Raw genomic sequence first — 26,489 nt, forward strand, 5'->3', positions numbered from 1 at the left:
GTGGGTCGGAGGCCGGGCAGCCGACCAGAGACCAGGCAAGACGGCGAGAGAGAGACGGACACACAGATGGCGGGACAGAAGATCCGCATCCGGTTGAAGTCGTATGACCACGAGGTCATCGACAACTCGGCGCGAAAGATCGTCGACACCGTGACCCGTGCCGGCGCAACGGTGGTGGGCCCCGTCCCGCTGCCGACGGAGAAGAACGTGTTCTGCGTCATCCGTTCGCCGCACAAGTACAAGGACAGCCGCGAGCACTTCGAGATGCGCACCCACAAGCGCCTCATCGACATCATCGACCCGACGCCCAAGGCCGTCGACTCGCTGATGCGCCTCGACCTCCCGGCTGACGTCAACATCGAGATCAAGCTCTGATCCGGGAGAGACGAGAAATGACCACCACTGCCACCAAGACCGTCAAGGGCGTGCTCGGCGAGAAGCTCGGCATGACGCAGGTCTGGGACGAGGAGAACCGTCTCGTCCCGGTCACCGTCATCCAGGCCGGCCCGTGCGTCGTGACCCAGGTCCGCAACGTCGAGACCGACGGCTACGACGCCGTCCAGATCGCCTACGGCGCCATCGACCCCCGCAAGGTCAACCAGCCCAAGAGCGGCCACTTCGCCAAGGCCGGTGCCACCCCGCGTCGCCACCTCGTCGAGCTCCGCACCGCGGACGCCTCCGAGTACACCCTCGGCCAGGAGGTGACCGTCGAGCTGTTCGAGAACGGCCAGTCCATCGACGTCACCGGCACCACCAAGGGCAAGGGCTTCGCCGGTGTCATGAAGCGTCACGGCTTCGCCGGTGTCAGCGCCTCCCACGGTGCCCACCGCAACCACCGCAAGCCCGGCTCGATCGGTGGCTGCGCCACCCCGGGTCGTGTCTTCAAGGGCATGCGCATGGCCGGCCGCATGGGCGGCGTGCGCCAGACCACCCAGAACCTCACGATCCACGCCGTGGACGCCGAGAAGGGCCTGCTGCTCGTCAAGGGCGCCGTCCCCGGCCCCCGCGGCGGCGTCGTCCTCGTCCGCACCGCGGTGAAGGGAGCCTGACGTGCCGACCATCGACATCATCAGCCCGCAGGGTGCCGCCACCGGTACCGTCGAGCTGCCCGCCGAGATCTTCGACGTGGCGGTCAACGTCCCGCTGATCCACCAGGTCGTCGTCGCCCAGCTCGCCGCCGCGCGCCAGGGCACGCACGCGACCAAGACCCGCGCCGACGTGCGCGGTGGTGGCCGCAAGCCGTACCGCCAGAAGGGCACCGGCCGCGCCCGTCAGGGCTCGACCCGTGCGCCGCAGTTCGCCGGCGGTGGCACCGTCCACGGCCCGCAGCCGCGTGACTACGGTCAGCGCACCCCCAAGAAGATGAAGGCCGCCGCCCTGCGCGGTGCCCTCTCCGACCGGGCGCGTCACGGCCGCATCCACGTGCTCAGCGCGCTCGTCGAGGGCGACACCCCCTCGACGAAGTCCGTCGCCTCCGTCCTCGGTGGCCTGAGCGAGCGCAAGAACCTGCTCGTCGTCATCGAGCGCGGCAACGAGTCCGCGTGGAAGTCCGTGCGCAACCTCGCCGACGTCCACGTCCTCGCGGCCGACCAGCTCAACACGTACGACGTGCTGTGCGCCGACGACATCGTCTTCACCCAGGCGGCTCTCGAGGCCTTCCTCGCCGGCCCCGCGCCCAAGACTGCAGAGGAGGCGTCCAAGTGACTGAGTCCATCTCGAATGCGTCCCAGCTCAAGGACCCGCGCGACATCCTGATCCGTCCCGTCGTGTCGGAGAAGTCGTACGGCCTGCTCGACGAGGGGAAGTACACCTTCATCGTCGACCCGCGGGCCAACAAGACCGAGATCAAGATCGCCGTCGAGCAGATCTTCGACGTCAAGGTCGACTCCGTGCACACGATGAACCGTGTCGGCAAGGCCCGACGCACGCGGTTCGGCACCGGTAAGCGCAAGGACACGAAGCGCGCGATCGTCACCCTCCGCGAGGGCACGATCGACATCTTCGGCGGCCAGGGCTGACGGAGAGGACAAGGAAGAATCCATGGGAATCCGTAAGTACAAGCCGACCACCCCGGGTCGTCGCGGCAGCTCCGTCGCCGACTTCGTCGAGGTCACGCGCTCCACGCCCGAGAAGTCGCTGGTCCGCCCGCTGACCAAGTCCGGTGGCCGCAACTCCACCGGTCGCATCACCACCCGTCACATCGGTGGTGGCCACAAGCGCGCCTACCGCGTCATCGACTTCCGTCGCCACGACAAGGACGGCATCCCGGCGAAGGTCGCTCACATCGAGTACGACCCCAACCGCACCGCCCGCATCGCGCTGCTGCACTACGCCGACGGCGAGAAGCGCTACATCCTGGCGCCGAACAAGCTCGCGCAGGGCACCGTCATCGAAAACGGCCCGTCCGCCGACATCAAGGTGGGCAACAACCTGCCGCTGCGCAACATCCCGAACGGTACGACGATCCACGCGGTGGAGCTTCGTCCCGGCGGCGGCGCCAAGCTGGCCCGCTCCGCGGGTGCCAGCATCCAGCTGCTCGCCAAGGAGGGGCCGTACGCCACGCTGCGCATGCCCTCCGGTGAGGTCCGTCGCGTCGACGTGCGCTGCCGCGCCACCGTCGGTGAGGTCGGCAACGCCGAGCAGTCGAACATCAACTGGGGCAAGGCCGGCCGCATGCGGTGGAAGGGCAAGCGCCCGACCGTCCGTGGTGTCGTCATGAACCCGGTCGACCACCCGCACGGTGGTGGCGAGGGCCGGACCTCCGGTGGCCGTCACCCCGTCTCGCCCTGGGGCAAGCCCGAGGGCCGTACCCGGCGTCCCGGCAAGGCGAGCGACAAGCTCATCGTCCGTCGCCGCCGCACCGGCAAGAAGCGCTGATAGGAGCCTTTGGACATGCCTCGTAGTTTGAAGAAGGGCCCCTTCATCGACGACCACCTTCAGAAGAAGGTCGACGTCCAGAACGAAGCGGGCACCAAGAACGTCATCAAGACCTGGTCGCGCCGTTCGGTGATCTCGCCGGACATGCTCGGCCACACCTTCGCCGTGCACGACGGCCGCAAGCACGTCCCGGTGTTCGTCACCGAGGCGATGGTCGGCCACAAGCTCGGCGAGTTCGCACCGACCCGCACCTTCCGCGGTCACGTGAAGGACGACAAGAAGGGACGTCGTCGCTGATGCCTGCCACCGAGACCACCGAGCAGGAGGCGCTGTTCGCCCGCGCCTCCGCGCGCCACGTCCGCGTCACCCCGCAGAAGGCGCGTCGTGTCGTCGACATGATCCGCGGCAAGGACACGCAGACCGCGATCGCGACCCTGCAGTTCGCGCCCCAGGGTGCTGCCGAGCCGACCCTCAAGGTCCTCAACAGCGCCATCGCCAACCTGCGCGTCAAGGCCGACGAGGCTGGGGAGCCCTTCGACGAGCGCAACCTCGTCATCTCCTCCGCCTTCGTCGACGAGGGCCCGACGATGAAGCGTTTCCGTCCGCGGGCCCAGGGCCGCGCCGGCCGGATCAACAAGCGCACCAGCCACATCACCGTCCTCGTGACGAGCAAGCCTGAGAAGGCCGCGAAGGGAGGGACCCGCTGATGGGTCAGAAGATCAACCCGCACGGCTTCCGTCTGGGCATCACCACCGACCACAAGAGCCGCTGGTTCGCCGACTCCAACAAGGAGGGTCAGCGCTACCGCGACTACGTCAAGGAAGACGTCGCGATCCGCAAGCTCATGTCCACGGGCATGGAGCGCGCCGGCATCGCCCGCGTCGAGATCGAGCGCACCCGCGACCGCGTCCGTGTGGACATCCACACCGCGCGTCCGGGCATCGTCATCGGTCGCCGTGGCGCCGAGGCCGACCGCATCCGCGGTGAGCTCGAGAAGCTCACGGGCAAGCAGGTCCAGCTGAACATCCTCGAGGTCAAGAACCCCGAGGTGGAGGCCCAGCTCGTCGCCCAGGGCATCGCCGAGCAGCTCGCTGCTCGCGTCACCTTCCGTCGCGCCATGCGCAAGGGCATGCAGTCCTCCCTTCGCGCCGGCGCCAAGGGCATCCGGATCCAGTGCTCCGGCCGCCTCGGTGGTGCCGAGATGTCGCGCTCCGAGTTCTACCGCGAGGGTCGCGTGCCGCTGCACACCCTCCGCGCGAACATCGACTACGGCTTCTACGAGGCCCGCACGACCTTCGGTCGCATCGGCGTCAAGGTCTGGATCTACAAGGGCGACATGACCGAGAAGGAGTTCGCGGCCCAGCAGGCGACCGCTGCTCCGCGTGGTCGTGGCCCGCGTCGCGACCGCGACGACCGTCCCGCCCGCGCCCGTCGCGGCGACCGCAACGAGGGCCAGGCCCAGGCCGCCCCCGCTGAGGCTCCCGCCGCCGAGGCGCCGGCCAAGACCGAGGGAGAGTCCTGAGATGTTGATCCCCCGACGGGTCAAGCACCGCAAGCAGCACCACCCCAAGCGCTCCGGCATGGCGAAGGGCGGCACCACCGTCGCCTTCGGTGACTACGGCCTCCAGGCGCTCGCGCCGGCCTACGTGACCAACCGTCAGATCGAGGCCGCGCGTATCGCCATGACGCGCTACATGAAGCGTGGCGGCAAGGTCTGGATCAACATCTACCCGGACCGTCCGCTCACCAAGAAGCCGGCTGAGACCCGCATGGGTTCCGGTAAGGGCTCGCCCGAGTGGTGGGTCGCCAACGTCAAGCCCGGCCGGATCATGTTCGAGATCTCCGGCGTGGACGAGGAGACCGCTCGCGAGGCCATGCGCCTGGCGATGCACAAGCTGCCGATGAAGTGCCGCTTCGTCGTGCGTGAGGGTGGTGGCAACTGATGGCAGTCGGATCCAAGGACCTGACCCCGGTCGAGCTGCGTGAGCTGACCGACGACCGTCTGGTCGACGAGCTGCGCAAGGCCAAGGAGGAGCTGTTCAACCTCCGCTTCCAGTCGGCCACCGGCCAGCTCGAGAGCCACGGCCGCCTGCGTGCGGTCCGCAAGGACATCGCCCGGATCTACACCGAGATGCGCGAGCGCGAGCTCGGGATCGGTGAGTCCAAGTGAGCGAGAACGTGAAGGAAGAGACTGTGACCACCTCCGAGCGCAACGACCGCAAGACGCGCCGCGGCTACGTCGTCAGCGACAAGATGGACAAGACCGTCGTCGTCGAGGTCGAGGACCGCGTCAAGCACGCCCTCTACGGCAAGGTCATGCGCAAGACCTCCAAGGTCAAGGCGCACGACGAGGACAACAGCGCCGGTATCGGCGACCTGGTCCTCATCATGGAGACCCGTCCGCTGTCGTCCAGCAAGCGCTGGCGCATCGTCGAGATCCTCGAGAAGGCCAAGTAAGGCCACCCCGGTCGCGAAGGGGGCACCAGCCCCCTTCGCCCGGACGAAGACCACATCAGTTCGGCCAGGCTCGCCACGGCGAGAACCAGCACGACGACAGGAGTGAGAAGTGATCCAGCAGGAGTCGCGACTGCGCGTCGCCGACAACACCGGTGCCAAGGAGATCCTGTGCATCCGTGTGCTCGGTGGCTCCGGCCGCCGGTATGCCGGCATCGGCGACACCATCGTCGCCACCGTCAAGGACGCCATCCCGGGTGGCAACGTCAAGAAGGGCGATGTCGTCAAGGCCGTCATCGTCCGCACCACCAAGGAGCGTCGTCGTAACGACGGGTCCTACATCAAGTTCGACGAAAACGCCGCCGTCATCCTCAAGGCCGACGGCGAGCCGCGCGGGACGCGCATCTTCGGCCCGGTCGGTCGCGAGCTGCGCGACAAGAAGTTCATGAAGATCGTCTCGCTCGCACCGGAGGTGATCTGATCCATGGCAAAGCTCAAGATCAAGAAGGGCGACCTCGTCCAGGTCCTGTCCGGCAAGGACAAGGGCCTGCAGGGCAAGGTCATCTCGGTCAACACCGAGACGCAGCGCGTCGTGGTCGAGGGTGTCCAGCGGGTCACCCGCCACACCAAGGCCGGCTTCGGCGGTCAGGCCGGTGGCCTGGTCGTCTCCGAGGCGCCGATCCACGTGAGCAACGTGGCGATCGTCGACCCCGAGGACAACAAGCCGACCCGCATCAAGACCCGCGTCGAGACCGTCGAGCGCGACGGTCGCACCAAGGCGAGCCGCACCCGCGTCGCGGGTCGCTCGGGCAAGGACCTCTGAGATGACTGACACCATCGAGACCCCGGCCGTCGAGGCCCCGCGTCTGAAGGCCACCTACGCCGACAAGGTCGTCCCCGCGCTGCAGGAGCAGTTCGGGTACGGCAACGCGATGCAGGTTCCCCGCGTCGTCAAGGTCGTCGTCAACATGGGCGTCGGCGACGCCGCGAAGGACAGCAAGCTGATCGAGGGCGCGATCCGCGACCTGACCGCCATCACCGGTCAGAAGCCGCAGGTCACCAAGGCCCGCAAGTCCATCGCGCAGTTCAAGCTGCGCGAGGGCATGCCGATCGGTTGCCACGTCACCCTGCGCGGTGCGCGCATGTGGGAGTTCCTCGACCGCCTCACCGCGGTCGCGCTGCCCCGCATCCGTGACTTCCGTGGCCTGAGCCCGAAGCAGTTCGACGGCAACGGCAACTACACCTTCGGTCTGACCGAGCAGTCGATGTTCCACGAGATCGACCAGGACAAGATCGATCGCGTCCGCGGTATGGACATCACCGTGGTCACCACTGCGACGAACGACGACGAGGGCCGCGCGCTGCTCAAGCAGCTGGGCTTCCCCTTCAAGGAGAACTGACATGGCGAAGACCGCCCTGATCAACAAGGCGAACAAGAAGCCGAAGTTCAAGGTCCGCGGCTACACGCGGTGCCAGCGCTGCGGCCGGCCCCACTCGGTCTACCGCAAGTTCGGCCTGTGCCGTGTGTGCCTGCGTGAGATGGCGCACCGCGGCGAGCTCCCCGGCGTGACGAAGTCCAGCTGGTGACCCACCGGGGGTCCGGCCGCCGGCAGGACCCCGCTGCGACACCCGTCGCACCAACCCCACGAACCGTTCTACATCGAAGGTCGCTCCGCTCCAGGAGGGAAACCGCGATGAGAGAGGGCAGGCAGAGCCCATGACCATGACCGACCCGATTGCGGACATGCTGACCCGCGTCCGGAACGCCAACTCGGCGCACCACGACGAGGTCTCCATGCCGTACTCCAAGCTCAAGTCGCACATCGCGGAGATCCTCCAGGCGGAGGGTTTCATCGCGGGCTGGACCGTCGAGGAGGCGACCGTCGGCAAGACGCTGACGATCAACCTCAAGTACGGCCCCAACCGTGAGCGTTCCATCGCGGGCGTGCGCCGGGTGTCCAAGCCCGGTCTGCGCGTCTACGCGAAGTCCACCAACCTGCCGAAGGTGCTCGGCGGCCTGGGCGTGGCGATCATCTCCACGTCCTCCGGCCTCCTCACCGACAAGCAGGCCGCAACCAAGGGTGTGGGCGGGGAAGTCCTCGCCTACGTCTGGTAAGGGGAAGCAGACATGTCGCGAATCGGACGACTCCCGGTCGCCATCCCCAGCGGTGTCGACATCGCCATCGAGGGCCAGACCGTCAAGGTCAAGGGCCCCAAGGGCGAGCTGCAGATCAACGTGACCGAGCCGATCACGGTCTCCCAGACCGACAACGGCATCGAGGTCGCGCGCCCGGACGACGAGCGCGAGTCGCGCTCGCTGCACGGCCTGACCCGCAGCCTCATCAACAACATGGTCGTCGGTGTCACCGAGGGCTACGAGAAGAAGCTCGAGATCCACGGCACGGGTTACCGCGTGCAGAACAAGGGCGGTTCGCTCGAGTTCGCGCTCGGCTACAGCCACCCGATCACCGTCGAGGCCCCCGAGGGGATCAGCTTCAACGTCGAGAACCCCACGCGCTTCAGCGTCCAGGGCATCGACAAGCAGCTCGTCGGCGAGACGGCTGCCAACATCCGCAAGCTCCGCCGTCCCGACCCGTACAAGGGCAAGGGTGTCCGGTACGAGGGCGAGCACATCCGTCGCAAGGTCGGAAAGGCTGGTAAGTAAGCCATGGCCAAGATCATCAAGCGTGCCAAGGGCAAGAGCGCCGCGCGCGGCCGTCGCCACCTGCGCCTGCGCAAGAAGGTCAACGGGACCGCGCTGCGGCCCCGTCTGGTCGTCAGCCGCAGCAGCCGCCACGTCTTCGTCCAGGTCGTCGACGACACGGTCGGCAAGACCGTCGCGTCCGCGTCGACCATGGAGGCCGACGTGCGTGCCCTCGAGGGTGACAAGACCGACCGGGCCAAGAAGGTCGGTCAGCTCGTCGCCGAGCGTGCCAAGGCCACCGGCGTCGACGCGGTCGTCTTCGACCGCGGCGGCAACCGGTACCACGGCCGCGTCGCCGCCATCGCGGACGGCGCGCGCGAAGGGGGTCTGACGCTGTGATGCAGACCCTGAACGTCGAGAAGAGGAACATCTGATGCCCGGACCCCAGCGTCGAGGCGCCGGTGCCGCAGGCACCAACGAGCGCTCCAACAACGACCGTCGCGACAACCGCGGTGGTGGCCGTGACCGTCGTGACGGTGGCCGCGACCGCAACGAGAGCCAGTTCCTCGAGCGTGTCGTGACCATCAACCGTGTCGCCAAGGTCGTCAAGGGTGGTCGTCGCTTCAGCTTCACCGCCCTGGTCGTCGTCGGTGACGGTGACGGCACCGTCGGTGTCGGCTACGGCAAGGCCAAGGAGGTCCCGGCCGCGATCGCCAAGGGTGTCGAGGAGGCGAAGAAGAACTTCTTCACCGTCCCGCGCATCCAGGGCACGATCCCGCACCCCATCCAGGGTGAGGCCGCTGCCGGCGTCGTCATGCTCCGTCCGGCCTCCCCGGGTACCGGTGTCATCGCCGGTGGTCCGGTGCGCGCCGTCCTCGAGTGCGCCGGCATCCACGACGTGCTGTCCAAGAGCCTCGGCTCGGACAACGCGATCAACATCGTCCACGCGGCAGTCGAGGCCCTCAAGGGCCTCGAGCGTCCGGAGGCCGTCGCGGCTCGCCGCGGTCTGCCCCTGGACGAGGTCGCCCCGGCAGCCATGCTGCGCGCCCAGGCCGCTGGTCGCGCCGAGGCCGCCGAGAAGGCAAAGGCGGGTGCGTGATGGCTCGACTCAAGGTGACCCAGACCCGTTCCGAGATCGGTGGCAAGCAGAACCAGCGGGACACGCTGCGCAGCCTCGGTCTGAAGCGCATCGGCGACGTCGTCGTCAAGGAGGACCGCCCGGAGATCCGTGGCATGGTCCAGACGGTTCGCCACCTGGTGACCGTCGAGGAGGTTGACTGATCATGGCTGACTCCAAGGCCACCCCCAACGAGGAGCAGGGCTCGACCCACGCCCTCAAGGTGCACCACCTGCGTCCGGCCCCCGGCGCCAAGACCGCGAAGACCCGTGTGGGTCGCGGTGAGGGCTCCAAGGGCAAGACCGCCGGTCGCGGTACCAAGGGCACGAAGGCCCGGTACCAGGTGCCGGAGCGCTTCGAGGGCGGTCAGACGCCGCTGCACATGCGTCTGCCCAAGCTCCGCGGCTTCAAGAACCCCTTCAAGGTCGACTACCAGGTCGTCAACCTCGACCGCATCGCCTCCCTCTTCCCGGAGGGTGGCAGCATCGGGGTCGACGAGCTCGTGGCGAAGGGAGCCGTCCGCGACGGCCACCCCGTCAAGGTGCTTGGCTCCGGCGAGATCACGGTGAAGGTCGACCTCACGGTCGACGCCTTCTCCGCGAGCGCCAAGGAGAAGATCGAGGCGGCCGGCGGCAGCATCACCGCGCGCTGACCCCCTTCGGTCCTGCAGTCGAGGCCGTCCCGTCACCGGGGCGGCCTCGACGCGTCTGCGGGGCCGGACCCGCCCGCAGGTGGTCGCCTCGCGACCACCTGCACACGGCAGGTATCGTCTGACAGGTTGTGCCGCCGCCGGCGGTCACCGCCCGCAGCTCACATCTGCACCCACGGCACCGTCCTGGAGGAACCCACGTGCTCTCCGTCTTCACCCGGGCATTCAAGACGCCCGACCTGCGGCGCAAGCTGCTCTTCACGCTGGGCATCATCGTGCTCTTCCGCCTCGGTTCCCACGTGCCGACCCCGAACGTCAACTACACGGCGGTCCAGGACTGCATCGCCGGTGCACGCCAGGACGCGGGCAACAACTTCCTCGGGATGGCCAACCTCTTCAGCGGTGGCGCGCTCCTGCAGCTGTCGATCTTCGCGCTGGGGATCATGCCGTACATCACGGCGAGCATCATCGTGCAGCTGCTCACCGTCGTCATCCCCCGCTTCGAGGCGCTGAAGAAGGAGGGGCAGCAGGGCCAGGCGAAGATGACGCAGTACACCCGGTACCTGACCATCGCCCTCGCCGTGCTCCAGTCGGCCACCTTCATCACCTTCGCCCGCAACCCCGCGGCCCTCTTCAACAACGCCGAGTGCGGGCCGATCCTCTACCGCGACTCGATGTTTTCCATCGTCCTCATGGTCCTGACGATGACGGCCGGCACCGGCCTGATCATGTGGCTCGGTGAGCTCGTCACGGACAAGGGCGTCGGCAACGGCATGTCCCTGCTGATCTTCACCTCGATCACCGCGACCTTCCCCAGCTCGCTCTGGGCGATCCAGCAGCGCGACGGCCGCTGGGACCTCTTCTTCCTCGTCATCGCGATCGGCTTCGTCATCATCGCCGCCGTCGTCTTCGTCGAGCAGAGCCAGCGCCGGATCCCGGTGCAGTACGCCAAGAAGATGGTCGGGCGCCAGATGTACGGCGGCACGTCGACGTACATCCCGATCAAGGTCAACATGGCCAACGTCATCCCGATCATCTTCGCCAGCTCGATGCTCGCGCTGCCGCAGATGATCGCCCAGTTCCAGTCCGACCCGGCGGGCAACAACCCCGGGTGGGTCGACTGGATCAACACCTACCTCGTGCGTGGAGACCACCCCATCTACATGGCGGTCTTCACGGCGATGATCCTCTTCTTCACCTTCTTCTACGTCTCGATCACCTTCAACCCGACCGAGGTGGCCGACAACATGAAGAAGTACGGGGGATTCATCCCCGGTATCCGCGCCGGGCGACCCACGGCCGAGTACCTCCAGTACGTGCTCACCCGCATCACCGTGCCGGGAGCCATCTACCTCGCTCTGATCTCGTTGATCCCGCTCGTCGCCTTCGTGTGGATCGGGGCCAACCAGGACTTCCCCTTCGGCGGTGCGTCTATCCTCATCATGGTGGGCGTCGGTCTGGAGACGGTGAAGCAGATCGAGTCCCAGCTCCAGCAACGCCACTACGAAGGATTCCTCCGCTGATGCGTCTCATCATCTTGGGCCCCCCCGGGGCCGGCAAGGGCACCCAGGCCACCCAGATCGCCGAGCACTACGGCATCCCTGCCATCTCCACGGGTGACATCTTCCGGGCCAACATCAAGAACGAGACCGAGCTCGGTCTCCAGGTCAAGGAGATCCTCGCGTCCGGCGGCTACGTCTCCGACGACATCACCAATGCGATCGTCGAGGCGCGCCTGGCCGAGGACGACGCCGCAGGTGGCTTCCTCCTCGACGGCTACCCGCGCACGACCGCGCAGGTCACCGCCCTCGACGCGATGCTCGCCAAGGGCGACCACTCGGTCGACAAGGTGCTCGAGCTCGTCGTCGACGACGAGGTCGTCGTCCAGCGCCTGCTCAAGCGGGCCGAGCTCGAGGGCCGCGCCGACGACACCGAGGAGGTCATCCGTGAGCGGATGGCCCTCTACCACCGCGAGACCAAGCCGCTGTCCGACGCATACGCGGAGCGCGGTCTCCTCGTGACCGTCGACGGCGAGGGCGAGGTCGACGAGGTCGCCGAGCGGATCGTCGCCGCGCTCGGGGCCTGAGCACTTGGCCCTCTTCGGCCGCGAGCGGGTCCGCCCGCGCACCCCGGACCAGCTCCGGGCGATGCGCGTGGCGGGCCTTCTCGTTGCCCGGACCCTCGAGATGCTGCGCGCCGAGGCGCGCGCCGGTGTGACGACCGCGCACCTGGATGCCCTCGCGGAGGACTTCATCCGCAGCGGGGGCGGGGTCCCCAACTTCCAGCTCGTGCCGGGCTACTCGCACACGCTGTGCACCTCCGTCGGGGACGAGATCGTCCACGGCATCCCGGGGGAGCGCGTCCTGCGAGAGGGTGACCTGCTGAGCATCGACTGCGGCGCCGAGGTCGAGGGGTGGAACGGCGACAGCGCCATCACCATCGTCGTGGGCGGTGACGACGCCGGTGACCCCGCGGCGGCTCGGCTGTCCGAGGTGACCCGCCGCTCGCTGTGGGCCGGCATCGCGGCCTTCCGCCCCGGTGGCGACCTCAACGACATCGGCGGTGGCGTCGAGGACTCGATCCGCTCCGACGCCCGGGCCGACGGTGTCGACTACGGCATCGTCGAGGACTACACCGGCCACGGCATCGGTGAGCACATGCACCTGCCACCCAATGTCCCCAACTACCGCGTGCGCGGCCGCACGCCGCAGACCCCCGTCGGGTCCACCCTGGCCATCGAGCCGATGGTCACCCTGGGCGACCAGGCCAACCACGTCCTCGACGACGAGTGGACCGTCGTCACCGACGACGGCCAGCCGGCGGCCCACTGGGAGCACTCGGTCGCGCTCACCGAGCGCGGCATCTGGGTGCTCACCGCCCTCGACGGCGGCGAGGCCGAGCTGACGGCGCGGGGCGCCCCCTTCGGCCCGCTGGACTGAGCAGAGGTCCCTTCGAGACGGCCGCGGGCGGCCTCCTCAGGGATCGGGGGGATGGCCGCGGGCGGCCTCCAGCAATCGGGGGGATGGCCGCGGGCGGCCTCCAGGGATCGGGGGATGGCCGCGGGCGGCCTCCTCAGGGAGCGCGTGGATGTGGTCCACGCGACGCTGGACACGCCAGTCGAGACCGGCCTCGCGTCGGTAGGGTGCGAAGTCAGTCATGCCATCGGCCCGTGGGCCGGTGACCGGGTCGACGAGGAGAGTTGCACGGATGTCCCTTCCCCCAGCACACGACGACGTGATGGGGCTCGCCGCAGGCTTCCCGGCGACGAGTCCTGACGCGTGGGCCGAGCTCGCCGCCGGCGTCGTCAACAAGTCCCGCCCCGACGACCGCAAGGTGGACGCGGCCGGCGCCCGCGAGGCCCTGTCGAGCCACCTGCCCGGTGGCATCGACATCGACCCGATCTACTGGCCGCAGCCGGGGGAGACCCTCGGCCTGCCGGGCGCGATGCCCTTCACCCGTGGCCGTGCGCCGCGTGACCCCGACGTCCCCTGGGACGTGCGCCAGCTGCACGACGACCCCGATGCCGCGACCAGCCGGCGGGCCGTCCTCGACGACCTCGAGCGGGGGGTCACCTCCGTGTGGGTGCACGTCGGTGCCGACGGCGTCGCGGCCGACGACCTGGCCGAGGTGCTCGCGGACGTCCAGGTCGACCTGGCTCCCGTCGTCGTCAGCTCGGCCGACGACCAGGCCACCGCGGCCGCCGCCCTCGTCTCCGTCTGGGAGGCGAAGGGAGTCGACGCCGCCACCGTGCGTGGCAGCCTCGGCCACGACCCCATCGGCCAGGTCGCCGTGCGCGGTGGCACCCCCGACCTCGCGCCGCTGGCCGATGCCGTCGCGACCTGCCGCGACCGCTTCACGAGCGCGCGGGCCATCACCGTCGACTCCCGCGTGCACCACGACGCGGGCGCGAGCGACCAGGACGAGATCGCCCTCGCCCTGGCGACCGCCCTCGACTACGTGCGCCACCTGTCCGAGGCGGGCGTCGAGCCGGCCGAGGCCTTCCGCCGCATCGACTTCCGTGTCGCCGCGACCGCCGACCAGTTCACGACGATCGCCAAGCTGCGCGCGCTGCGCCGCACCTGGGCCCGCGTCGGTGAGGTGCTCGAGGTCCCCGAGGCCGACCGCGGCGCGTGGGTCCACGCCGTGACCTCGTGGCGGATGCAGACCCGCACCGACCCGTGGGTCAACCTGCTGCGCGACACCATCGCCTGCTTCGCGGCCGCTGCCGGTGGCGCGGACGCCGTCACCGTCCTGCCCTACGACCACGCGCTCGGCCTGCCGACCGCCTTCTCGCGGCGGGTCGCCCGCAACACGCAGTCGCTGCTGGCCTCCGAGTCCAATGTCGCGCGGGTCGCCGACCCGGCGGGCGGCTCCGCCTACGTCGAGTCGCTCACCGACTCGCTCGCCCGCGCGGCGTGGGCCTGGTTCGGCGAGCTCGACGCCGCCGGTGGCGCCGCCGCGGCACTCGCGTCGGGTGTGGTCGCCGAGCGTCTGGCTGCCACCCGCACCGAGCGCGATGCCGCCCTGGCGACCCGCGCCCTGCCCCTCACCGGCACCTCGACCTTCCCCCTCGCGGGGGAGACCCTGCTGACCCGCACGCCGCGCACCGAGCCGACCGGCGGCCTGCCGCGTCGCCGCGACAGCGAGGTCTTCGAGGACCTGCGCGAGCGCACCGCCGCCGGCGACGTCAGCGTGCCGGTCATCGCCCTCGGCCCGGCCAAGGAGCACACCGCCCGCCTGACCTTCGTCACCAACCTCCTCGGCGTCGCCGGCATCCGGCCCCACATCATCGAGGTCGCCGACGAGTCCACCGCACTCGACGCGGCGCAGGGGGCGCCCGTCGCCGTCGTCGCCAGCTCGGCGAAGGGCTACGCCGCCCACGCCGAGGCGAGCGTGGCCTCCCTTCGCTCGGCCGGGGTGGGGCGCGTCCTCGTCGCCGGCAGGGCCACCGAGGTCGGCGACACCACCGTCGACGGCGAGGTCCGCGACGGCATGGACGTCGTCGCCTTCCTCACCGACCTCCTCGACACCCTCGGCGCACCGCAGGCAGGAGCACAGGCATGAGCGCGCAGATCCCCACCTTCGACACCGTCGACCTCGGCGACGGGCGACCCTCCGACGACGCGGCCGCGCGCTGGCAGGAGGCGCTCGACGCGACCCCCGGCGCCCGCGACGGCTGGGAGACGCCGGAGAAGATCTCCGTCGCCCCCGTCTACACCGAGGCCGACACCGCCGACCTCGACTTCCTCGAGACGGCGCCCGGCGCGGCGCCCTTCCTCCGCGGGCCCTACCCGACGATGTACGTCAACCAGCCGTGGACGATCCGCCAGTACGCCGGCTTCTCGACGGCCGAGGAGTCCAACGCCTTCTACCGTCGCAACCTCGCGGCCGGGCAGAAGGGCCTGTCCGTCGCCTTCGACCTGGCGACCCACCGCGGCTACGACAGCGACCACCCGCGCGTCTCCGGTGACGTCGGCATGGCCGGCGTCGCGATCGACTCGATCTACGACATGCGCACGCTCTTCGACGGCATCCCGCTCGACCGGATGAGCGTCTCGATGACGATGAACGGCGCGGTCCTGCCGGTGCTCGCGCTCTACGTCGTCGCGGCCGAGGAGCAGGGGGTGAGCCCGGAGCAGCTGAGCGGCACCATCCAGAACGACATCCTCAAGGAGTTCATGGTCCGCAACACCTACATCTACCCGCCGGCGCCCTCGATGCGGATCATCTCCGACATCTTCGCCTACACCAGCCAGCGGATGCCGCGCTTCAACTCGATCTCGATCTCCGGCTACCACATGCAGGAGGCCGGGGCGACGCAGGACCTCGAGCTCGGCTACACCCTCGCCGACGGCATCGAGTACATCCGCGCCGGCAAGGCGGCGGGCATGGACGTCGACTCCTTCGCGCCGCGGCTGTCCTTCTTCTGGGCCATCGGCATGAACTTCTACATGGAGGTCGCCAAGCTGCGCGCCGCTCGCCTGCTGTGGGCTCGCCTGGTCAAGGAGAACTTCGCGCCGGACAATGCCAAGTCGCTCTCCCTGCGCACCCACTCGCAGACCTCCGGCTGGAGCCTCACCGCGCAGGACGTCTACAACAACGTCGTGCGCACGTGCATCGAGGCGATGGCCTCGACGCAGGGCCACACGCAGAGCCTGCACACCAATGCCCTCGACGAGGCGATCGCGCTGCCGACGGACTTCTCCGCCCGCATCGCCCGCAACACCCAGCTCGTGCTCCAGCAGGAGTCCGGCACGACGCGGGTCATCGACCCGTGGGGCGGCAGCGCCTACGTCGAGCGCCTGACCCACGACCTGGCGCAGCGGGCCTGGGCGCACATCGAGGAGGTCGAGGCCGCCGGCGGCATGGCCAAGGCCATCGAGGCCGGCATCCCCAAGATGCGCATCGAGGAGGCGGCCGCCCGCACCCAAGCCCGCATCGACTCCGGCCAGCAGCCGGTCATCGGCGTCAACACCTACCCAGTCACCGAGAGCACCGCCGACGAGGCCATCGAGATCCTCAAGGTCGACAACGCGGCGGTCCGCGCCTCCCAGATCGCCAAGCTCGAGCGCCTGCGCGCCGAGCGCGACGAGGACGCCACCCGGGCCGCGCTCGCGGCCCTCACCGAGGCGGCCCGTGCCGAGGGCGGCTCGATGGAGACCAACCTGCTCGCGCTCGCGATCGACGCGGCCCGGGCCAAGGCGACGGTCGGCGAGATCTCCTCCGCGCTGGAGGAGGTCTACGGCCGCTACACCGCGCAGATCCGTACGATCTCCGGTGTGTACCGGGACGAGGCAGGCAAGGGCGGAGCCGTGGACGAGGTCCTGGCCAAGGTCGAGGACTTCGAGCAGGCCGAAGGGCGCCGCCCCCGCATCCTCGTCGCCAAGATGGGCCAGGACGGTCACGACCGTGGCCAGAAGGTCATCGCGACCGCCTTCGCCGACCTCGGCTTCGACGTCGACGTGGGCCCGCTCTTCCAGACCCCCGGCGAGGTGGCCCGTCAGGCCGTCGAGGGCGACGTGCACGTCGTGGGGGTGTCGTCGCTGGCCGCGGGTCACCTGACCCTGGTGCCGGCGCTGCGTCAGGAGCTCGACGCCCTCGGGCGCGAGGACCTGATGATCGTCGTGGGCGGGGTCATCCCCGACCAGGACTTCGAGGAGCTCCGTGCGGCGGGTGCCGACGACATCTACCCGCCCGGCACCGTCATCGCCGAGGCAGCCGGCCGACTCGTCGACCGCCTGCGGGAGCAGGCCGCCGGCACCGATGCCTGAGTCGGTCGCCGACCTGGCCCGGGGCGTGCGTGAGCGCTCCCGGGCACACATCGCGCGGGCGATCACGCTCGTCGAGTCCTCCCGCCCGGACCACCGGGAGCGGGCACGCGAGCTGCTCGCGCTGCTCGCCCCCGACACCGGTCAGGGCATGCGCGTGGGCATCTCGGGCATCCCGGGGGCCGGGAAGTCGACCTTCATCGACGCGCTCGGGACCCGGCTCATCGAGCGGGGCCACCGGGTCGCGGTCGTGGCCGTCGACCCGAGCAGCGCCCGTACCGGAGGCTCGGTCCTCGGTGACCGCACGCGGATGGCGCAGCTGACGGCGAGCGAGGATGCCTTCGTGCGACCCTCGCCCTCGGGCGCCCACCTCGGTGGCGTCGCGCGGGCGACCCGCGAGGGGATGCTCGTGCTCGAGGCCGCGGGCTTCGACGTCGTGCTCGTCGAGACCGTCGGCGTCGGTCAGTCCGAGGTCGCCGTCGCCGAGATGGTCGACACCTTCCTGCTCCTGGCACTGGCCCGGGGCGGCGACCAGCTGCAGGGCATCAAGCGCGGCATCCTCGAGATGGCTGACGTCATCGCGGTCAACAAGGCCGACGGCGAGCACGCCGGCGACGCGCGGGTCGCGGCCCGCGAGCTCTCCGGCGCCATGCGCCTGATGAACTCCGACCCCGACGCCCGCCGCCCCCCGGTCCTCACCTGCAGCGCCCAGACCGGCGACGGCCTCGACGAGGTGTGGGAGGCCGTCCTCGAGCACCGCCGCTGGCTCGAGTCGCAGGGCTCGCTGCACGCGCGCCGGGCCGAGCAGCAGCGTGAGTGGATGTGGGCGATGGTCGACTCCGAGCTGCGCGACGCCGTGCGTCGCTCGCCGCGCGTGCGCGAGCTGCTCGCCGAGATCACCCCGGGCGTGCGCACCGGGTCGGTGAGCGCCGTCGACGGGGCCGCCCGGATCATCGCGGCCTTCGGCGCCGACCTGGCGCAGCGCCCGGGCGAGTAGCCTGGGCGGCGCCGGCCGGCGCCGCTGCCGTCAGGCGCGGGCCAGCCGGCGCAGTACGCCGACGAGGCCCCCAACGGCCAGGAGGCCGAGGCCGACGGGCGCCAGCGGTGCGGGGGTCTCGAGCGCGGCGCCGTCGGTCTGGACGACGGCAGGGACCTCGGGAGCGGTGGTCGGTGCCTCGGGGGCGACCCCGTCGGTGTCGCCGTCGGTGTCGGGCGCGGCCGGGCAGTCGCTCGGCAGCTCCAGGTAGCCGCCCCCGAGGCCCTCGTCGAGCAGGTCGTCGATGAACTCCGCGACCTCCACGAGGAGCTCGCGGTCCTCCTCGGTCGCGACGTAGTCCGGGTCGGCCGCCGCGAGCGGTGCGGCCCAGTCGCCCTCGCCCATCCAGTCCTCCTCGTCCCACGGCTCGTCCACCCAATCGGCCGCGTCGACGGCGAACCAGTCGAGCTCGGCGGCGTCGGTCGTGATCGTGGCGGAGGCCCCGGGGGGCAGCGGCAGCTCGGTGTAGTCGTCCTCGGTGTCGGCATCGGCCCACAGCACGACGGCCTCGGGGTTGCCCGCGGGGTTGGCGAAGGTCACCGAGCCACAGGTCGCGCTCGCCGTCACGGCCGCCGGGCCGTCGGTGCAGGGCGCCGACGACAGGCGGACGTCGAAGCTCGTGGTGGCGCCGTCGGCGAGCACGGCGTCGTCGACGGCCTCGGCGGTGATCGTCGCCGTGGTGTCGGGGGCGGTCCAGTCGGACTCGCCGAGGAGCAGGTCCTCGACCTCGGCCTCGGTGATCGCGTCCTCGGGCCAGAAGGCGACGCCGGCATAGCTGCCGGGAGTCAGCTCGAAGGTCGTGCCGGCGACCTCGGCGAGGTAGCGCACCCCGTCGACCTGCGGGATGACGACCCGGTCGCCGCCGACGCCGCACTCGTCGACGACGGTCGGGGCCAGCGGGGTGACCGGGGTGGGTGCGGCCAGGGCGGCGGGGGCGGTGGCCAGACCGACGACGGCGGTGAGGCACAGGGCCATGAGGGGACGACGCACGAGGGGCTCCGAGGGGTGACGTGGCGGGCTCTCGCGCGCCGGCTGAAGGTGGTGCCGGCGCGAGAGGGAGCGTCTGGGGGTCAGACCTCGGTGCCGGACGCTCGGATCATAGGGTCACCGCGCCGCGGTGACCAGAGCCGTCTCGTCGGCAGCCGGCCGAGGCTCCGGCCGGGGGTGCAGGGCGGGGCGACCCACCCCCTTCGGCGCGATGCCCGAGCGGCGGGCCAGCCACAGGAGGATCGCCGTCATGATCGCGGTCGCGAAGACGCTCAGGCCGGCGGTGCCCGCGGTGCTCGTCGTCTCCTCGGTGACGTAGGCGTCCTGGATGCCACCGAGCACCGTGAGCCCGATGATGATGACCATGTTGTTGACGACGTGCAGGACGATGGCGGCCTCGAGGCCACCGGTGCGCCAGGTGAGGTAGCAGCAGGCCGCGGCCATGCCGCCGAGGTCGAGCAGCACCCACGGGTCCATGGAGCCGTGGGCCAGCGCGAAGAGGGCGGTGGACAGCAGCGTGCCGACGACGAGGGCGACGGCGGGGTGGCGGATCCACGCACCGACCCCTTGGAGCAGGCCGCCGCGGAAGGCGACCTCCTCGCCGGCCGCCTGCAGCGGCGTCGTGAAGATCGCGATGAGCACCAACCAGCCCCAGTGCTCGGGGCGGGCCGTCGAGGCCTCGCCGGAGAGCAGCCACGCGGCGGCGAGGTAGCCGCCCCACACGAGCGTCGTCACGAGGGTGCAGCGCAGGGTCCAGCCCCAGCGCATCCGTCCGGTGATCGACCAGACCTTGCCCATCGGCCGCCAGTGGCCGACCCGGGTGGCGACGAGCGTCGCCGGGATGAGCGAGGCGAGGACGAGGTTGCCGAAGAGCGTCGCCACGGGGGAGGTCATGTCGATCTCCTCCGCCCCGTCCGGGGAGAGCATCGCGGGGTCGAGGACGGCCCAGGCGATGGTGAGGGTCATCGCGCAGACGACCCACGTCGCGATGCCGGCGAAGAGGGCGAGCAGCGGGCGCCACCAGCGGTAGCGGGCCGTGCGCATCTGGTGCAGGTAGCTGCGCGGCTCGTCGTCGGGGAAGGGCGCGAGCGAGGTCGACGTCGCCACGGGTATGCGGGAGGCGGCCCGGCGACGTGCCGCGTCGACGAGGCCGACGGCGACGGGGTGGACGCCGGCGTCCGTCGCGAGGGGGAGCAGCGACAGCACGGCGAAGGGGGAGCCCGTCGCCCGGATCGTCGCCGGCCCGTCGGCACCGGTCGGTGCGTCGCTCGCCCAGGTCGTGCCGGGGGCGTCGAGGTAGTCGGTGGCGGGGCGGGCGCCGCCGTCGTCCCCGCCGAGGGGGCCGGCCACGGGCAGGCCCAGGTGGAGGGCCCACGAGAGCGTCGTGTCGTGCACGGTCGGGGCCGCGCCGGGCGACGGGAGGACCCACACCCCGTCGAGGTCGGGGGTGAGCGCGGCACCGGTGGGCAGCGATACGACGAGGGCGTCGGGGGCGAGCGCGGCGAGCGCCCGGCGGGCGTGCCCGGCCGCTGGCAGGTCCGGGGGGCCGACGAGTGCGATCCTGGGGCCGGTCATGGCTCGACCCTACGTGGGGCCCGCGATTTCCCTCGGGGTGGGCCGATGCCGTAATCTTGACTGTCGGTCACGTGTGTCATGCCTGCTCGGTCTCCGAGGAGGTCAGGTCGCCGTGCCACCCACGGTCACTTCCACCCAGGGAGCGGCCACCAACGGATTGAGAGGGTATGGCCAAGAAGGACGGTGTCATCGAGGTCGAGGGCACGATCGTCGAAGCTCTCCCGAACGCGATGTTTCGGGTCGAGCTGACCAACGGTCACAAGGTTCTCGCCCACATCTCGGGCAAGATGCGGCAGCACTACATCCGGATCCTCCCCGAGGACAAGGTTGTCGTGGAGCTCAGCCCGTACGACCTGACCCGCGGCCGGATCGTCTTCCGTTACCGCTGATCGAGGCGGTCGCCGGCCCCCGGCGACCGACGAGTGAAGCACCACGAGCACGACCCGTCACCACATCCTGGGGCGGGACAGATCGAGAAAGATGCGAGACGGCAATGAAGGTTCAGCCGAGCGTCAAGAAGATCTGCGACAAGTGCAAGGTGATCCGCCGCAACGGTCGGGTCATGGTGATCTGCGACAACCTGCGCCACAAGCAGCGCCAGGGCTGATCGCGTCCACCAGGACCTCCGTACGGCGGGGACCTCGGCTTGTCGCCGGATCCTCGAGCAACGCCAACTGAAATGCACGCACCACCCGGCCCCTGCCCCCTTCGCGGAGCAGGACGTCACCCCCGGCTCGGAGGCCGGGGACCGAGCGGCCCACGGACATCCGTGGGACCCACCGCCGGACCGGTGGTGCACCAGACCTCCGAGTACTGCAAAGGAAGCCAGCACATGGCACGACTTGTTGGAGTCGACCTGCCGCGCGAGAAGCGCGCTGAGGTCGCCCTGACCTACATCTTCGGTGTGGGACGCACGACCGCACAGAAGGCCCTCGCCGCCACCGGCGTCGACCCGAGCACCCGCGTGAAGGACCTCGACGACGCCCAGCTCGTCGCCCTCCGCGACTACCTCGAGGCCAACGTCCAGCTCGAGGGTGACCTCCGCCGCGAGGTCGCCGCCGACATCCGCCGCAAGGTCGAGATCGGCACCTACGAGGGTCTGCGGCACCGCCGCGGTCTCCCGGTCCGCGGTCAGCGCACCAAGACCAACGCCCGGACCCGCAAGGGCCCGAAGCGCACCGTCGCAGGCAAGAAGAAGGCCTAAGACACCACCCCACCGCCGCGCCCTCCGGGCTGTCGACGGTGACCCACCGAAGAACTTCGTAGGAGAAACATGCCCCCCAAGACCCGCTCCGGCGCCAAGGTGCGCCGCAAGGTCAAGAAGAACGTTGCCGTGGGCCAGGCCCACATCAAGAGCACGTTCAACAACACGATCATCTCGATCACCGACCCCACTGGTGCCGTGATCTCCTGGGCCTCCGCCGGCCAGGTCGGCTTCAAGGGTTCGCGCAAGTCCACCCCGTACGCCGCCCAGATGGCTGCCGAGGCCGCCGCCCGTCGTGCCATGGAGCACGGCATGAAGAAGGTCGACGTCTTCGTCAAGGGCCCGGGCTCCGGTCGCGAGACCGCGATCCGCTCCCTGACCGCCGCCGGCCTCGAGGTCGGCGCGATCCAGGACGTCACGCCCAGCCCGCACAACGGTGTCCGCCCGCCCAAGCGCCGTCGCGTCTGAGCAGCAGAGATACGGGAGACAGATAAGACATGGCTCGTTACACCGGCCCCATCACCAAGAAGTCCCGCCGCCTCAAGCTCGACCTCGTCGGCGGCGACAAGAACTTCGAGCTCCGTCCCTTCCCGCCCGGCCAGCACGGCCGTCGCCGGATCCAGGAGAAGGAGTACCTCACCCAGCTGCAGGAGAAGCAGAAGGCTCGCTTCACCTACGGCGTCATGGAGAAGCAGTTCGTCCGGTACTACAAGGAGGCGGCCAACCGCCCCGGTCAGACCGGTCACAACCTGCTGATCATCCTCGAGTCGCGCCTCGACAACGTCATCTACCGCGCGGGCCTGGCCCGCACGCGTCGTCAGGCTCGTCAGCTCGTCACGCACGGTCACTTCGAGCTCAACGGCGTGCGCACCGACGTGCCCAGCGCCCGCGTCTCGCAGTACGACATCATCACCGTGCGCAAGCAGTCCGTCGAGGCCTTCCCGATCCAGCTCGCTCGCGAGACCTTCGGTGAGCGCCCCGTCCCGGCGTGGCTCCACGTCGTCCCGGGCAGCCTGAAGATCCTCGTGCACCAGCTGCCGACCCGCGAGCAGATCGACACGCCGCTCACCGAGCAGCTCATCGTCGAGCTCTACTCCAAGAACTGATCCAGTTCACCTGAGGGTGGCTCCCGCGGACCGATGCGGGAGCCACCGTCCGGATCACGACCGGACACCTTCACGAGGCGTCATATAGCGGTCGCCCGTGGGAAGGAACATCACCGTGCTCATCGCACAGCGCCCCACCCTCAGCGAAGAGGTCATCGCCGACAACCGCTCGCGGTTCGTCATCGAGCCCCTCGAGCCTGGCTTCGGCTACACCATCGGCAACTCCCTGCGTCGCACCCTGCTCTCGAGCATCCCGGGTGCCTCGCTCACCTCGATCCGGATCGACGGCGTGCTCCACGAGTTCTCCACGATCCCCGGGGTCAAGGAGGACGTCACCGAGATCATCCTCAACATCAAGTCCCTCGTCGTCTCCAGCGAGAACGACGAGCCGGTCGTGATGTACCTGCGCAAGTCGGGCGCCGGCGCGGTCACCGCCGCGGACATCAACCCCCCGGCCGGTGTCGAGGTCCACAACCCGGACCTGCACATCGCGACGCTCAACGACAAGGGCTCCATCGAGATGGAGCTGACGGTCGAGCGTGGCCGTGGCTACGTCTCCGCCCAGCAGAACAAGTCGGGCGACCAGGAGATCGGCCGGATCCCGGTCGACTCCATCTACTCGCCGGTCCTCGCCGTGACCTACAAGGTCGAGGCGACCCGTGTCGAGCAGCGCACCGACTTCGACCGCCTCGTCGTCGACGTCGAGACCAAGAACTCGATCACCCCGCGCGACGCGCTCGCCTCCGCCGGCAAGACGCTCGTCGAGCTCTTCGGCCTGGCCCGTGAGCTCAACGTCGAGGCCGAGGGCATCGACATGGGCCCGTCGCCGACCGACGCCGCCATCGCGGCCGACCTGGCGCTGCCCATCGAGGACCTCGACCTGACGGTCCGCAGCTACAACTGCCTCAAGCGCGAGGGCATCCACACCGTGGGTGAGCTCGTCGGTCGCAGCGAGGCCGACCTGCTCGACATCCGCAACTTCGGTGCGAAGTCGATCGACGAGGTCAAGGCGAAGCTGCACGAGATGGACCTGGCGCTCAAGGACAGCCCGCCCGGGTTCGACCCGACGTCCATCCCCGGCTACGGCGAGGACGACTACGACGAGTCCGGCGACGAGGACGCCTCGTTCGCCGAGGACGAGCAGCTCTGACCCACCGCCTCACGACCTGACCGCTGACGCGGTGAGGTCAGAACTTCCAAGGAGAACACCATGCCCACCCCCACCAAGGGCCCCCGTATCGGTGGCGGCCCGGCTCACGAGCGGCTCATCCTCGCGAACCTGGCCACCGCGCTCTTCGAGCACGACCAGATCACGACCACCCAGGCCAAGGCCAAGCGCCTGCGCCCCCTGGCCGAGCGTCTGATCACCTTCGCCAAGCGCGGTGACCTGCACGCCCGCCGCAAGGTCATGACCACGGTCACCGACAAGAGCGTCGTCCACCGTCTCTTCGTCGAGATCGCCCCCGACATGGCCGAGCGCCAGGGCGGCTACACGCGCATCACGAAGATCGCGCCGCGCAAGGGTGACAACGCCCCGATGTGCGTCATCGAGCTCGTGCGTGAGCCGGTCAACGCCACGCCGAAGCGCGCCGTCGTCGCCGAGGCCGAGGCCGCCACCCAGCGCTCCGCCAAGGACGAGGCTGCCGCCGAGGCCCCGGTCGAGGAGACCACCACCGACGAGACCGCGGCCCCCGCCGCGCTCGTCGACCTGCCCGAGGGCGCGGTCGCGCCCCTCGAGGACGGTGCCGCCCCGAGCGACGACTACACGGTCAAGGGCAACCTCGACTCGAAGAAGTACCACGTCGCCGGGTCGCAGTGGTACGACCAGACCGTCGCCGAGGTCTGGTTCAAGACCGCCGACGAGGCCAAGGCCGCGGGCTTCGAGCCCGCCGGTGGCGAGGCCAAGCAGCAGGAGTCCGACGAGGCCTGAGCCTGACGGCTGACTGCATGCGAAGGGAGCGCCGCTCACCCCACGGGGTGGGCGGCGCTCCCTTCGTCGTCCCTCGCCTACGCTGGCCCGCATGCGGCTGCGTCTCGACCTCGCCTACGACGGCACCGACTTCCACGGCTGGGCCGCGCAGCCCGGGCTGCGGACCGTCGAGGGCGAGCTGGCGCAGGGGGTGACGACGGTGCTGCGGCTGGCGGAGCCGGCGCGCCTCACCGTCGCGGGCCGCACCGACGCCGGGGTCCACGCCACCGGGCAGGTCGTGCACGTCGACGTCACGCCGGAGGAGCTGGAGCGCGCCAGGGGGCACTCGGACCGCCCGGCGGAGGAGGCGCTCGCGACGCGGCTGCGCGGGGTGCTGCCGCCGGACGTCGTGGTGCACCGGGTGACGCGGGCGCCGGAGGGCTTCGACGCGCGCTTCTCAGCGACGAGCCGGCGCTACCGCTACCTCGTCGGCGACGACCTGACCCGGGTGGACCCCCTGCGTCGTCGTGAGGTGGTCTCGCTGCGCACGCCGCTCGACGTGGCGGCCATGCACGCGGCGGCCCAACGGCTGCTCGGCCTGCGCGACTTCGCGGCCTTCTGCAAGCGGCGGGAGGGGGCGACGACCACGCGGACCCTGCTGCGCTACGACTGGACCCGTCGCGATGACGGGCTGCTCGAGGCGACGGTCGTCGCCGATGCCTTCTGCCACTCGATGGTCCGTGCGCTCATCGGGGCGCTCGTGCCGGTCGGGGTGGGGGCGCGTGACGCGGACTTCCCGGCGCAGGTCCTCACGGCAGGTGCCCGTGACCCGCGGGTCAAGGTCATGCCCGCCCATGGGCTGTGCCTCGTCGAGGTGGCCTACCCGGCCGACGACGCGCTCGCGACGCGGGCGCAGGAGGCGCGGGCCCGGCGGGACTAGCGCGAGCGGCGCGTCGCGGCGCTGGTCAGCGGCGCTCGGCCCCGCCCGGAGGCAGCGGCCACCAGCGCCAGCCGAGGGTGCCGACGACCTGGTCGAAGCGCACGAAGCGCGGCTCGCAGGTCGCGCCGGCCGGGCCGCGGCAGCCGGCGACGGAGTCGGAGCTGTTGGCCCGGTTGTCGCCGAGGACGAGGTAGGAGCCCTCGGGGACGGTGATCGGGTCGAAGCAGCGGGCCGTCGACTCCGTCGAGCAGTCACCGTCGGCCGGCATGGGCAGGTCGTGGCGGACCCAGGGCTCGTCGATCGGCTCGCCGTCGACGAGGACCCGCCCCTGCTCGTCGCAGCACTCGACGGTCTGCCCGGGCAGACCGATGACCCGCTTGACGGTGTGGGCGTGGTGGCTCGGCCCGGTGCCGAGCAGGTCACCGACGTGTCGGGCGGCGTCGCTCACCGGGTTGGGGTCGTCGATGCGCTCCTCGCCCCACGTGCGCCCGTGGCTGAAGACGACGACGTCGCCCCGCTGGAGCTGTGCCTCGTCGACCCCGACGACCTGGGCGAGCACCCGGTCGCCGGTCATGAGGGTCGGCTCCATCGAGGCCGACGGGATGACGAAGGGGCGCACGAGCGTGTGGGTGATCAGGGCCAGGACGGCGAAGGCGACGAGCACCCGCAGGACGATGCCGGGCAGCCAGTGGCGCTCGCGGCGCGCGTCGGAGGAGCTCACGG

General features: G+C 70.2%; 37 protein-coding genes and 1 pseudogene. 35 read left to right on the top strand and 3 right to left on the bottom strand.

Going from position 1 to position 26,489, the window contains the following annotated elements:
- Window positions 1-66: 66 nt before the first annotated feature.
- From rpsJ to meaB, 27 genes and pseudogenes are all read left to right on the top strand, one after another.
- Window positions 67-375, top strand: a complete 309-nt coding sequence (gene rpsJ / locus AB4Y78_RS06985) for a 30S ribosomal protein S10 (protein WP_007924661.1) — start codon at window positions 67-69, stop codon at window positions 373-375.
- 17 nt (window positions 376-392) lie between these two features.
- Window positions 393-1,049, top strand: a complete 657-nt coding sequence (gene rplC, locus AB4Y78_RS06990) for a 50S ribosomal protein L3 (RefSeq protein WP_265230985.1) — start codon at window positions 393-395, stop codon at window positions 1,047-1,049.
- Window position 1,050: 1 nt separating this feature from the next.
- Entirely contained in the window at window positions 1,051-1,704 is a 654-nt protein-coding gene (gene rplD, locus AB4Y78_RS06995; protein WP_007924665.1) for a 50S ribosomal protein L4, read from the top strand.
- Window positions 1,701-2,018 carry a 50S ribosomal protein L23 gene (gene rplW, locus AB4Y78_RS07000; RefSeq protein ID WP_007924667.1) on the top strand — a complete coding sequence of 106 codons (318 nt, stop codon included), beginning with the start codon at window positions 1,701-1,703 and terminating at the stop codon, window positions 2,016-2,018. The genes rplD and rplW overlap by 4 nt, the downstream gene beginning before the upstream one ends.
- Before the next feature lie 22 nt (window positions 2,019-2,040).
- Complete coding sequence (gene rplB / locus AB4Y78_RS07005) at window positions 2,041-2,877, top strand: 50S ribosomal protein L2 (protein WP_007924676.1); 837 nt, start codon at window positions 2,041-2,043, stop codon at window positions 2,875-2,877.
- Window positions 2,878-2,892: 15 nt separating this feature from the next.
- On the top strand, window positions 2,893-3,174 hold the full coding sequence (rpsS, locus tag AB4Y78_RS07010; RefSeq protein WP_007924678.1) for a 30S ribosomal protein S19: 282 nt from the start codon (window positions 2,893-2,895) through the stop codon (window positions 3,172-3,174).
- A 32-nt stretch (window positions 3,175-3,206) separates the two neighbouring features.
- Window positions 3,207-3,584, top strand: coding sequence for a 50S ribosomal protein L22 (gene rplV, locus AB4Y78_RS07015; protein ID WP_420319494.1), 378 nt, complete (start codon window positions 3,207-3,209; stop codon window positions 3,582-3,584).
- On the top strand, window positions 3,584-4,399 hold the full coding sequence (rpsC, locus tag AB4Y78_RS07020) for a 30S ribosomal protein S3 (RefSeq protein WP_128277403.1): 816 nt from the start codon (window positions 3,584-3,586) through the stop codon (window positions 4,397-4,399). The genes rplV and rpsC overlap by 1 nt, the downstream gene beginning before the upstream one ends.
- Before the next feature lies 1 nt (window position 4,400).
- Complete coding sequence (gene rplP / locus AB4Y78_RS07025) at window positions 4,401-4,820, top strand: 50S ribosomal protein L16 (RefSeq protein WP_007924683.1); 420 nt, start codon at window positions 4,401-4,403, stop codon at window positions 4,818-4,820.
- Window positions 4,820-5,032 (top strand): annotated as a pseudogene (gene rpmC / locus AB4Y78_RS07030) (50S ribosomal protein L29); the annotation flags it as partial. The gene rplP and the pseudogene rpmC, both read left to right, overlap by 1 nt.
- Window positions 5,033-5,043: 11 nt before the next feature.
- On the top strand, window positions 5,044-5,334 hold the full coding sequence (gene rpsQ, locus AB4Y78_RS07035) for a 30S ribosomal protein S17 (RefSeq protein ID WP_321160659.1): 291 nt from the start codon (window positions 5,044-5,046) through the stop codon (window positions 5,332-5,334).
- Window positions 5,335-5,443: 109 nt separating this feature from the next.
- The gene (gene rplN / locus AB4Y78_RS07040) at window positions 5,444-5,812 is read left to right on the top strand and encodes a 50S ribosomal protein L14 (protein WP_007924689.1); all 369 of its coding nucleotides are present in this window, start codon (window positions 5,444-5,446) and stop codon (window positions 5,810-5,812) included.
- 3 nt (window positions 5,813-5,815) lie between these two features.
- Entirely contained in the window at window positions 5,816-6,154 is a 339-nt protein-coding gene (gene rplX / locus AB4Y78_RS07045) for a 50S ribosomal protein L24 (RefSeq protein ID WP_007924691.1), read from the top strand.
- Window position 6,155: 1 nt separating this feature from the next.
- Complete coding sequence (gene rplE, locus AB4Y78_RS07050; protein ID WP_259911019.1) at window positions 6,156-6,731, top strand: 50S ribosomal protein L5; 576 nt, start codon at window positions 6,156-6,158, stop codon at window positions 6,729-6,731.
- 1 nt (window position 6,732) lies between these two features.
- Window positions 6,733-6,918 (top strand): type Z 30S ribosomal protein S14, encoded by a 186-nt coding sequence (locus tag AB4Y78_RS07055; protein ID WP_007924699.1) that lies wholly within the window; start codon window positions 6,733-6,735, stop codon window positions 6,916-6,918.
- 130 nt (window positions 6,919-7,048) lie between these two features.
- Window positions 7,049-7,447 carry a 30S ribosomal protein S8 gene (gene rpsH, locus AB4Y78_RS07060; protein WP_007924701.1) on the top strand — a complete coding sequence of 133 codons (399 nt, stop codon included), beginning with the start codon at window positions 7,049-7,051 and terminating at the stop codon, window positions 7,445-7,447.
- Window positions 7,448-7,459: 12 nt separating this feature from the next.
- Complete coding sequence (rplF, locus tag AB4Y78_RS07065) at window positions 7,460-7,996, top strand: 50S ribosomal protein L6 (RefSeq protein WP_007924703.1); 537 nt, start codon at window positions 7,460-7,462, stop codon at window positions 7,994-7,996.
- A gap of 3 nt (window positions 7,997-7,999) precedes the next feature.
- On the top strand, window positions 8,000-8,374 hold the full coding sequence (gene rplR / locus AB4Y78_RS07070; protein WP_007924705.1) for a 50S ribosomal protein L18: 375 nt from the start codon (window positions 8,000-8,002) through the stop codon (window positions 8,372-8,374).
- 34 nt (window positions 8,375-8,408) lie between these two features.
- Window positions 8,409-9,074, top strand: a complete 666-nt coding sequence (gene rpsE, locus AB4Y78_RS07075) for a 30S ribosomal protein S5 (protein WP_441715022.1) — start codon at window positions 8,409-8,411, stop codon at window positions 9,072-9,074.
- On the top strand, window positions 9,074-9,256 hold the full coding sequence (gene rpmD / locus AB4Y78_RS07080; protein ID WP_007924709.1) for a 50S ribosomal protein L30: 183 nt from the start codon (window positions 9,074-9,076) through the stop codon (window positions 9,254-9,256). Before rpsE ends, rpmD begins: the two co-directional genes overlap by 1 nt.
- Window positions 9,257-9,258: 2 nt before the next feature.
- Window positions 9,259-9,744 carry a 50S ribosomal protein L15 gene (gene rplO / locus AB4Y78_RS07085; protein ID WP_007924711.1) on the top strand — a complete coding sequence of 162 codons (486 nt, stop codon included), beginning with the start codon at window positions 9,259-9,261 and terminating at the stop codon, window positions 9,742-9,744.
- 197 nt (window positions 9,745-9,941) lie between these two features.
- Window positions 9,942-11,264, top strand: coding sequence for a preprotein translocase subunit SecY (gene secY, locus AB4Y78_RS07090; RefSeq protein ID WP_007924727.1), 1,323 nt, complete (start codon window positions 9,942-9,944; stop codon window positions 11,262-11,264).
- Window positions 11,264-11,827 carry an adenylate kinase gene (locus tag AB4Y78_RS07095; protein ID WP_387354884.1) on the top strand — a complete coding sequence of 188 codons (564 nt, stop codon included), beginning with the start codon at window positions 11,264-11,266 and terminating at the stop codon, window positions 11,825-11,827. Before secY ends, AB4Y78_RS07095 begins: the two co-directional genes overlap by 1 nt.
- A 4-nt stretch (window positions 11,828-11,831) precedes the next feature.
- Window positions 11,832-12,680: a type I methionyl aminopeptidase gene (gene map, locus AB4Y78_RS07100; protein WP_387354886.1), complete on the top strand. Its 849-nt coding sequence runs from the start codon at window positions 11,832-11,834 to the stop codon at window positions 12,678-12,680.
- A 268-nt stretch (window positions 12,681-12,948) separates the two neighbouring features.
- On the top strand, window positions 12,949-14,805 hold the full coding sequence (locus tag AB4Y78_RS07105) for a methylmalonyl-CoA mutase subunit beta (RefSeq protein WP_040880591.1): 1,857 nt from the start codon (window positions 12,949-12,951) through the stop codon (window positions 14,803-14,805).
- On the top strand, window positions 14,802-17,012 hold the full coding sequence (scpA, locus tag AB4Y78_RS07110; protein ID WP_259911032.1) for a methylmalonyl-CoA mutase: 2,211 nt from the start codon (window positions 14,802-14,804) through the stop codon (window positions 17,010-17,012). The genes AB4Y78_RS07105 and scpA overlap by 4 nt, the downstream gene beginning before the upstream one ends.
- Window positions 17,005-18,006, top strand: a complete 1,002-nt coding sequence (meaB, locus tag AB4Y78_RS07115) for a methylmalonyl Co-A mutase-associated GTPase MeaB (protein WP_007924749.1) — start codon at window positions 17,005-17,007, stop codon at window positions 18,004-18,006. The genes scpA and meaB overlap by 8 nt, the downstream gene beginning before the upstream one ends.
- A 30-nt stretch (window positions 18,007-18,036) precedes the next feature.
- Here the strand turns inward: meaB and AB4Y78_RS07120 are convergent, their stop codons facing one another.
- Window positions 18,037-19,035 carry a hypothetical protein gene (locus AB4Y78_RS07120; protein WP_441736993.1) on the bottom strand — a complete coding sequence of 333 codons (999 nt, stop codon included), beginning with the start codon at window positions 19,033-19,035 and terminating at the stop codon, window positions 18,037-18,039.
- A gap of 114 nt (window positions 19,036-19,149) precedes the next feature.
- Complete coding sequence (locus AB4Y78_RS07125; RefSeq protein ID WP_441713571.1) at window positions 19,150-20,607, bottom strand: CPBP family intramembrane glutamic endopeptidase; 1,458 nt, start codon at window positions 20,605-20,607, stop codon at window positions 19,150-19,152.
- Between the two features lie 167 nt (window positions 20,608-20,774).
- On the opposite strand from AB4Y78_RS07125, the gene infA reads away from it, so the two are divergent.
- The 8 genes from infA to truA all read left to right on the top strand — a co-directional run bounded on the left by infA (window position 20,775) and on the right by truA (window position 25,766).
- Entirely contained in the window at window positions 20,775-20,996 is a 222-nt protein-coding gene (gene infA, locus AB4Y78_RS07130) for a translation initiation factor IF-1 (RefSeq protein WP_007928045.1), read from the top strand.
- 104 nt (window positions 20,997-21,100) lie between these two features.
- A complete protein-coding gene (rpmJ, locus tag AB4Y78_RS07135) occupies window positions 21,101-21,214 on the top strand; it encodes a 50S ribosomal protein L36 (RefSeq protein ID WP_007928044.1) in 114 nt (37 codons plus the stop codon).
- 225 nt (window positions 21,215-21,439) lie between these two features.
- Entirely contained in the window at window positions 21,440-21,811 is a 372-nt protein-coding gene (gene rpsM / locus AB4Y78_RS07140) for a 30S ribosomal protein S13 (RefSeq protein ID WP_007928043.1), read from the top strand.
- Window positions 21,812-21,880: 69 nt separating this feature from the next.
- Complete coding sequence (rpsK, locus tag AB4Y78_RS07145) at window positions 21,881-22,279, top strand: 30S ribosomal protein S11 (RefSeq protein WP_007928041.1); 399 nt, start codon at window positions 21,881-21,883, stop codon at window positions 22,277-22,279.
- Between the two features lie 29 nt (window positions 22,280-22,308).
- Entirely contained in the window at window positions 22,309-22,917 is a 609-nt protein-coding gene (gene rpsD / locus AB4Y78_RS07150) for a 30S ribosomal protein S4 (protein ID WP_007928038.1), read from the top strand.
- 115 nt (window positions 22,918-23,032) lie between these two features.
- Entirely contained in the window at window positions 23,033-24,067 is a 1,035-nt protein-coding gene (locus AB4Y78_RS07155) for a DNA-directed RNA polymerase subunit alpha (RefSeq protein ID WP_007928037.1), read from the top strand.
- A 60-nt stretch (window positions 24,068-24,127) separates the two neighbouring features.
- Window positions 24,128-24,847: a 50S ribosomal protein L17, sunset domain variant gene (gene rplQ, locus AB4Y78_RS07160; RefSeq protein WP_441713574.1), complete on the top strand. Its 720-nt coding sequence runs from the start codon at window positions 24,128-24,130 to the stop codon at window positions 24,845-24,847.
- A gap of 91 nt (window positions 24,848-24,938) precedes the next feature.
- Window positions 24,939-25,766: a tRNA pseudouridine(38-40) synthase TruA gene (gene truA / locus AB4Y78_RS07165; RefSeq protein WP_441736996.1), complete on the top strand. Its 828-nt coding sequence runs from the start codon at window positions 24,939-24,941 to the stop codon at window positions 25,764-25,766.
- Window positions 25,767-25,791: 25 nt separating this feature from the next.
- On the opposite strand, the gene lepB is transcribed toward truA, so the two are convergent.
- Window positions 25,792-26,487, bottom strand: coding sequence for a signal peptidase I (gene lepB / locus AB4Y78_RS07170; protein ID WP_306514685.1), 696 nt, complete (start codon window positions 26,485-26,487; stop codon window positions 25,792-25,794).
- Window positions 26,488-26,489: the final 2 nt, after the last annotated feature.

It is taken from the genome of Janibacter sp. RAF52, from assembly GCF_052114035.1.
GTDB classification, from domain to species: domain Bacteria; phylum Actinomycetota; class Actinomycetes; order Actinomycetales; family Dermatophilaceae; genus Janibacter; species Janibacter hoylei.

Coding starts and splice junctions, on each gene's coding strand:
- rpsJ (WP_007924661.1), top strand. CDS start 67: ATGGCGGGACAGAAGATCCGCATCCGGTTGAAGTCGTATGACCACGAG.
- rplC (WP_265230985.1), top strand. CDS start 393: ATGACCACCACTGCCACCAAGACCGTCAAGGGCGTGCTCGGCGAGAAG.
- rplB (WP_007924676.1), top strand. CDS start 2,041: ATGGGAATCCGTAAGTACAAGCCGACCACCCCGGGTCGTCGCGGCAGC.
- rpsS (WP_007924678.1), top strand. CDS start 2,893: ATGCCTCGTAGTTTGAAGAAGGGCCCCTTCATCGACGACCACCTTCAG.
- rpsC (WP_128277403.1), top strand. CDS start 3,584: ATGGGTCAGAAGATCAACCCGCACGGCTTCCGTCTGGGCATCACCACC.
- rplP (WP_007924683.1), top strand. CDS start 4,401: ATGTTGATCCCCCGACGGGTCAAGCACCGCAAGCAGCACCACCCCAAG.
- rplX (WP_007924691.1), top strand. CDS start 5,816: ATGGCAAAGCTCAAGATCAAGAAGGGCGACCTCGTCCAGGTCCTGTCC.
- rplE (WP_259911019.1), top strand. CDS start 6,156: ATGACTGACACCATCGAGACCCCGGCCGTCGAGGCCCCGCGTCTGAAG.
- AB4Y78_RS07055 (WP_007924699.1), top strand. CDS start 6,733: ATGGCGAAGACCGCCCTGATCAACAAGGCGAACAAGAAGCCGAAGTTC.
- rpsH (WP_007924701.1), top strand. CDS start 7,049: ATGACCATGACCGACCCGATTGCGGACATGCTGACCCGCGTCCGGAAC.
- rplF (WP_007924703.1), top strand. CDS start 7,460: ATGTCGCGAATCGGACGACTCCCGGTCGCCATCCCCAGCGGTGTCGAC.
- rplR (WP_007924705.1), top strand. CDS start 8,000: ATGGCCAAGATCATCAAGCGTGCCAAGGGCAAGAGCGCCGCGCGCGGC.
- rpsE (WP_441715022.1), top strand. CDS start 8,409: ATGCCCGGACCCCAGCGTCGAGGCGCCGGTGCCGCAGGCACCAACGAG.
- rpmD (WP_007924709.1), top strand. CDS start 9,074: ATGGCTCGACTCAAGGTGACCCAGACCCGTTCCGAGATCGGTGGCAAG.
- rplO (WP_007924711.1), top strand. CDS start 9,259: ATGGCTGACTCCAAGGCCACCCCCAACGAGGAGCAGGGCTCGACCCAC.
- AB4Y78_RS07095 (WP_387354884.1), top strand. CDS start 11,264: ATGCGTCTCATCATCTTGGGCCCCCCCGGGGCCGGCAAGGGCACCCAG.
- AB4Y78_RS07105 (WP_040880591.1), top strand. CDS start 12,949: ATGTCCCTTCCCCCAGCACACGACGACGTGATGGGGCTCGCCGCAGGC.
- scpA (WP_259911032.1), top strand. CDS start 14,802: ATGAGCGCGCAGATCCCCACCTTCGACACCGTCGACCTCGGCGACGGG.
- meaB (WP_007924749.1), top strand. CDS start 17,005: ATGCCTGAGTCGGTCGCCGACCTGGCCCGGGGCGTGCGTGAGCGCTCC.
- AB4Y78_RS07125 (WP_441713571.1), bottom strand. CDS start 20,607: ATGACCGGCCCCAGGATCGCACTCGTCGGCCCCCCGGACCTGCCAGCG.
- infA (WP_007928045.1), top strand. CDS start 20,775: ATGGCCAAGAAGGACGGTGTCATCGAGGTCGAGGGCACGATCGTCGAA.
- rpmJ (WP_007928044.1), top strand. CDS start 21,101: ATGAAGGTTCAGCCGAGCGTCAAGAAGATCTGCGACAAGTGCAAGGTG.
- rpsM (WP_007928043.1), top strand. CDS start 21,440: ATGGCACGACTTGTTGGAGTCGACCTGCCGCGCGAGAAGCGCGCTGAG.
- rpsK (WP_007928041.1), top strand. CDS start 21,881: ATGCCCCCCAAGACCCGCTCCGGCGCCAAGGTGCGCCGCAAGGTCAAG.
- rpsD (WP_007928038.1), top strand. CDS start 22,309: ATGGCTCGTTACACCGGCCCCATCACCAAGAAGTCCCGCCGCCTCAAG.
- rplQ (WP_441713574.1), top strand. CDS start 24,128: ATGCCCACCCCCACCAAGGGCCCCCGTATCGGTGGCGGCCCGGCTCAC.
- truA (WP_441736996.1), top strand. CDS start 24,939: ATGCGGCTGCGTCTCGACCTCGCCTACGACGGCACCGACTTCCACGGC.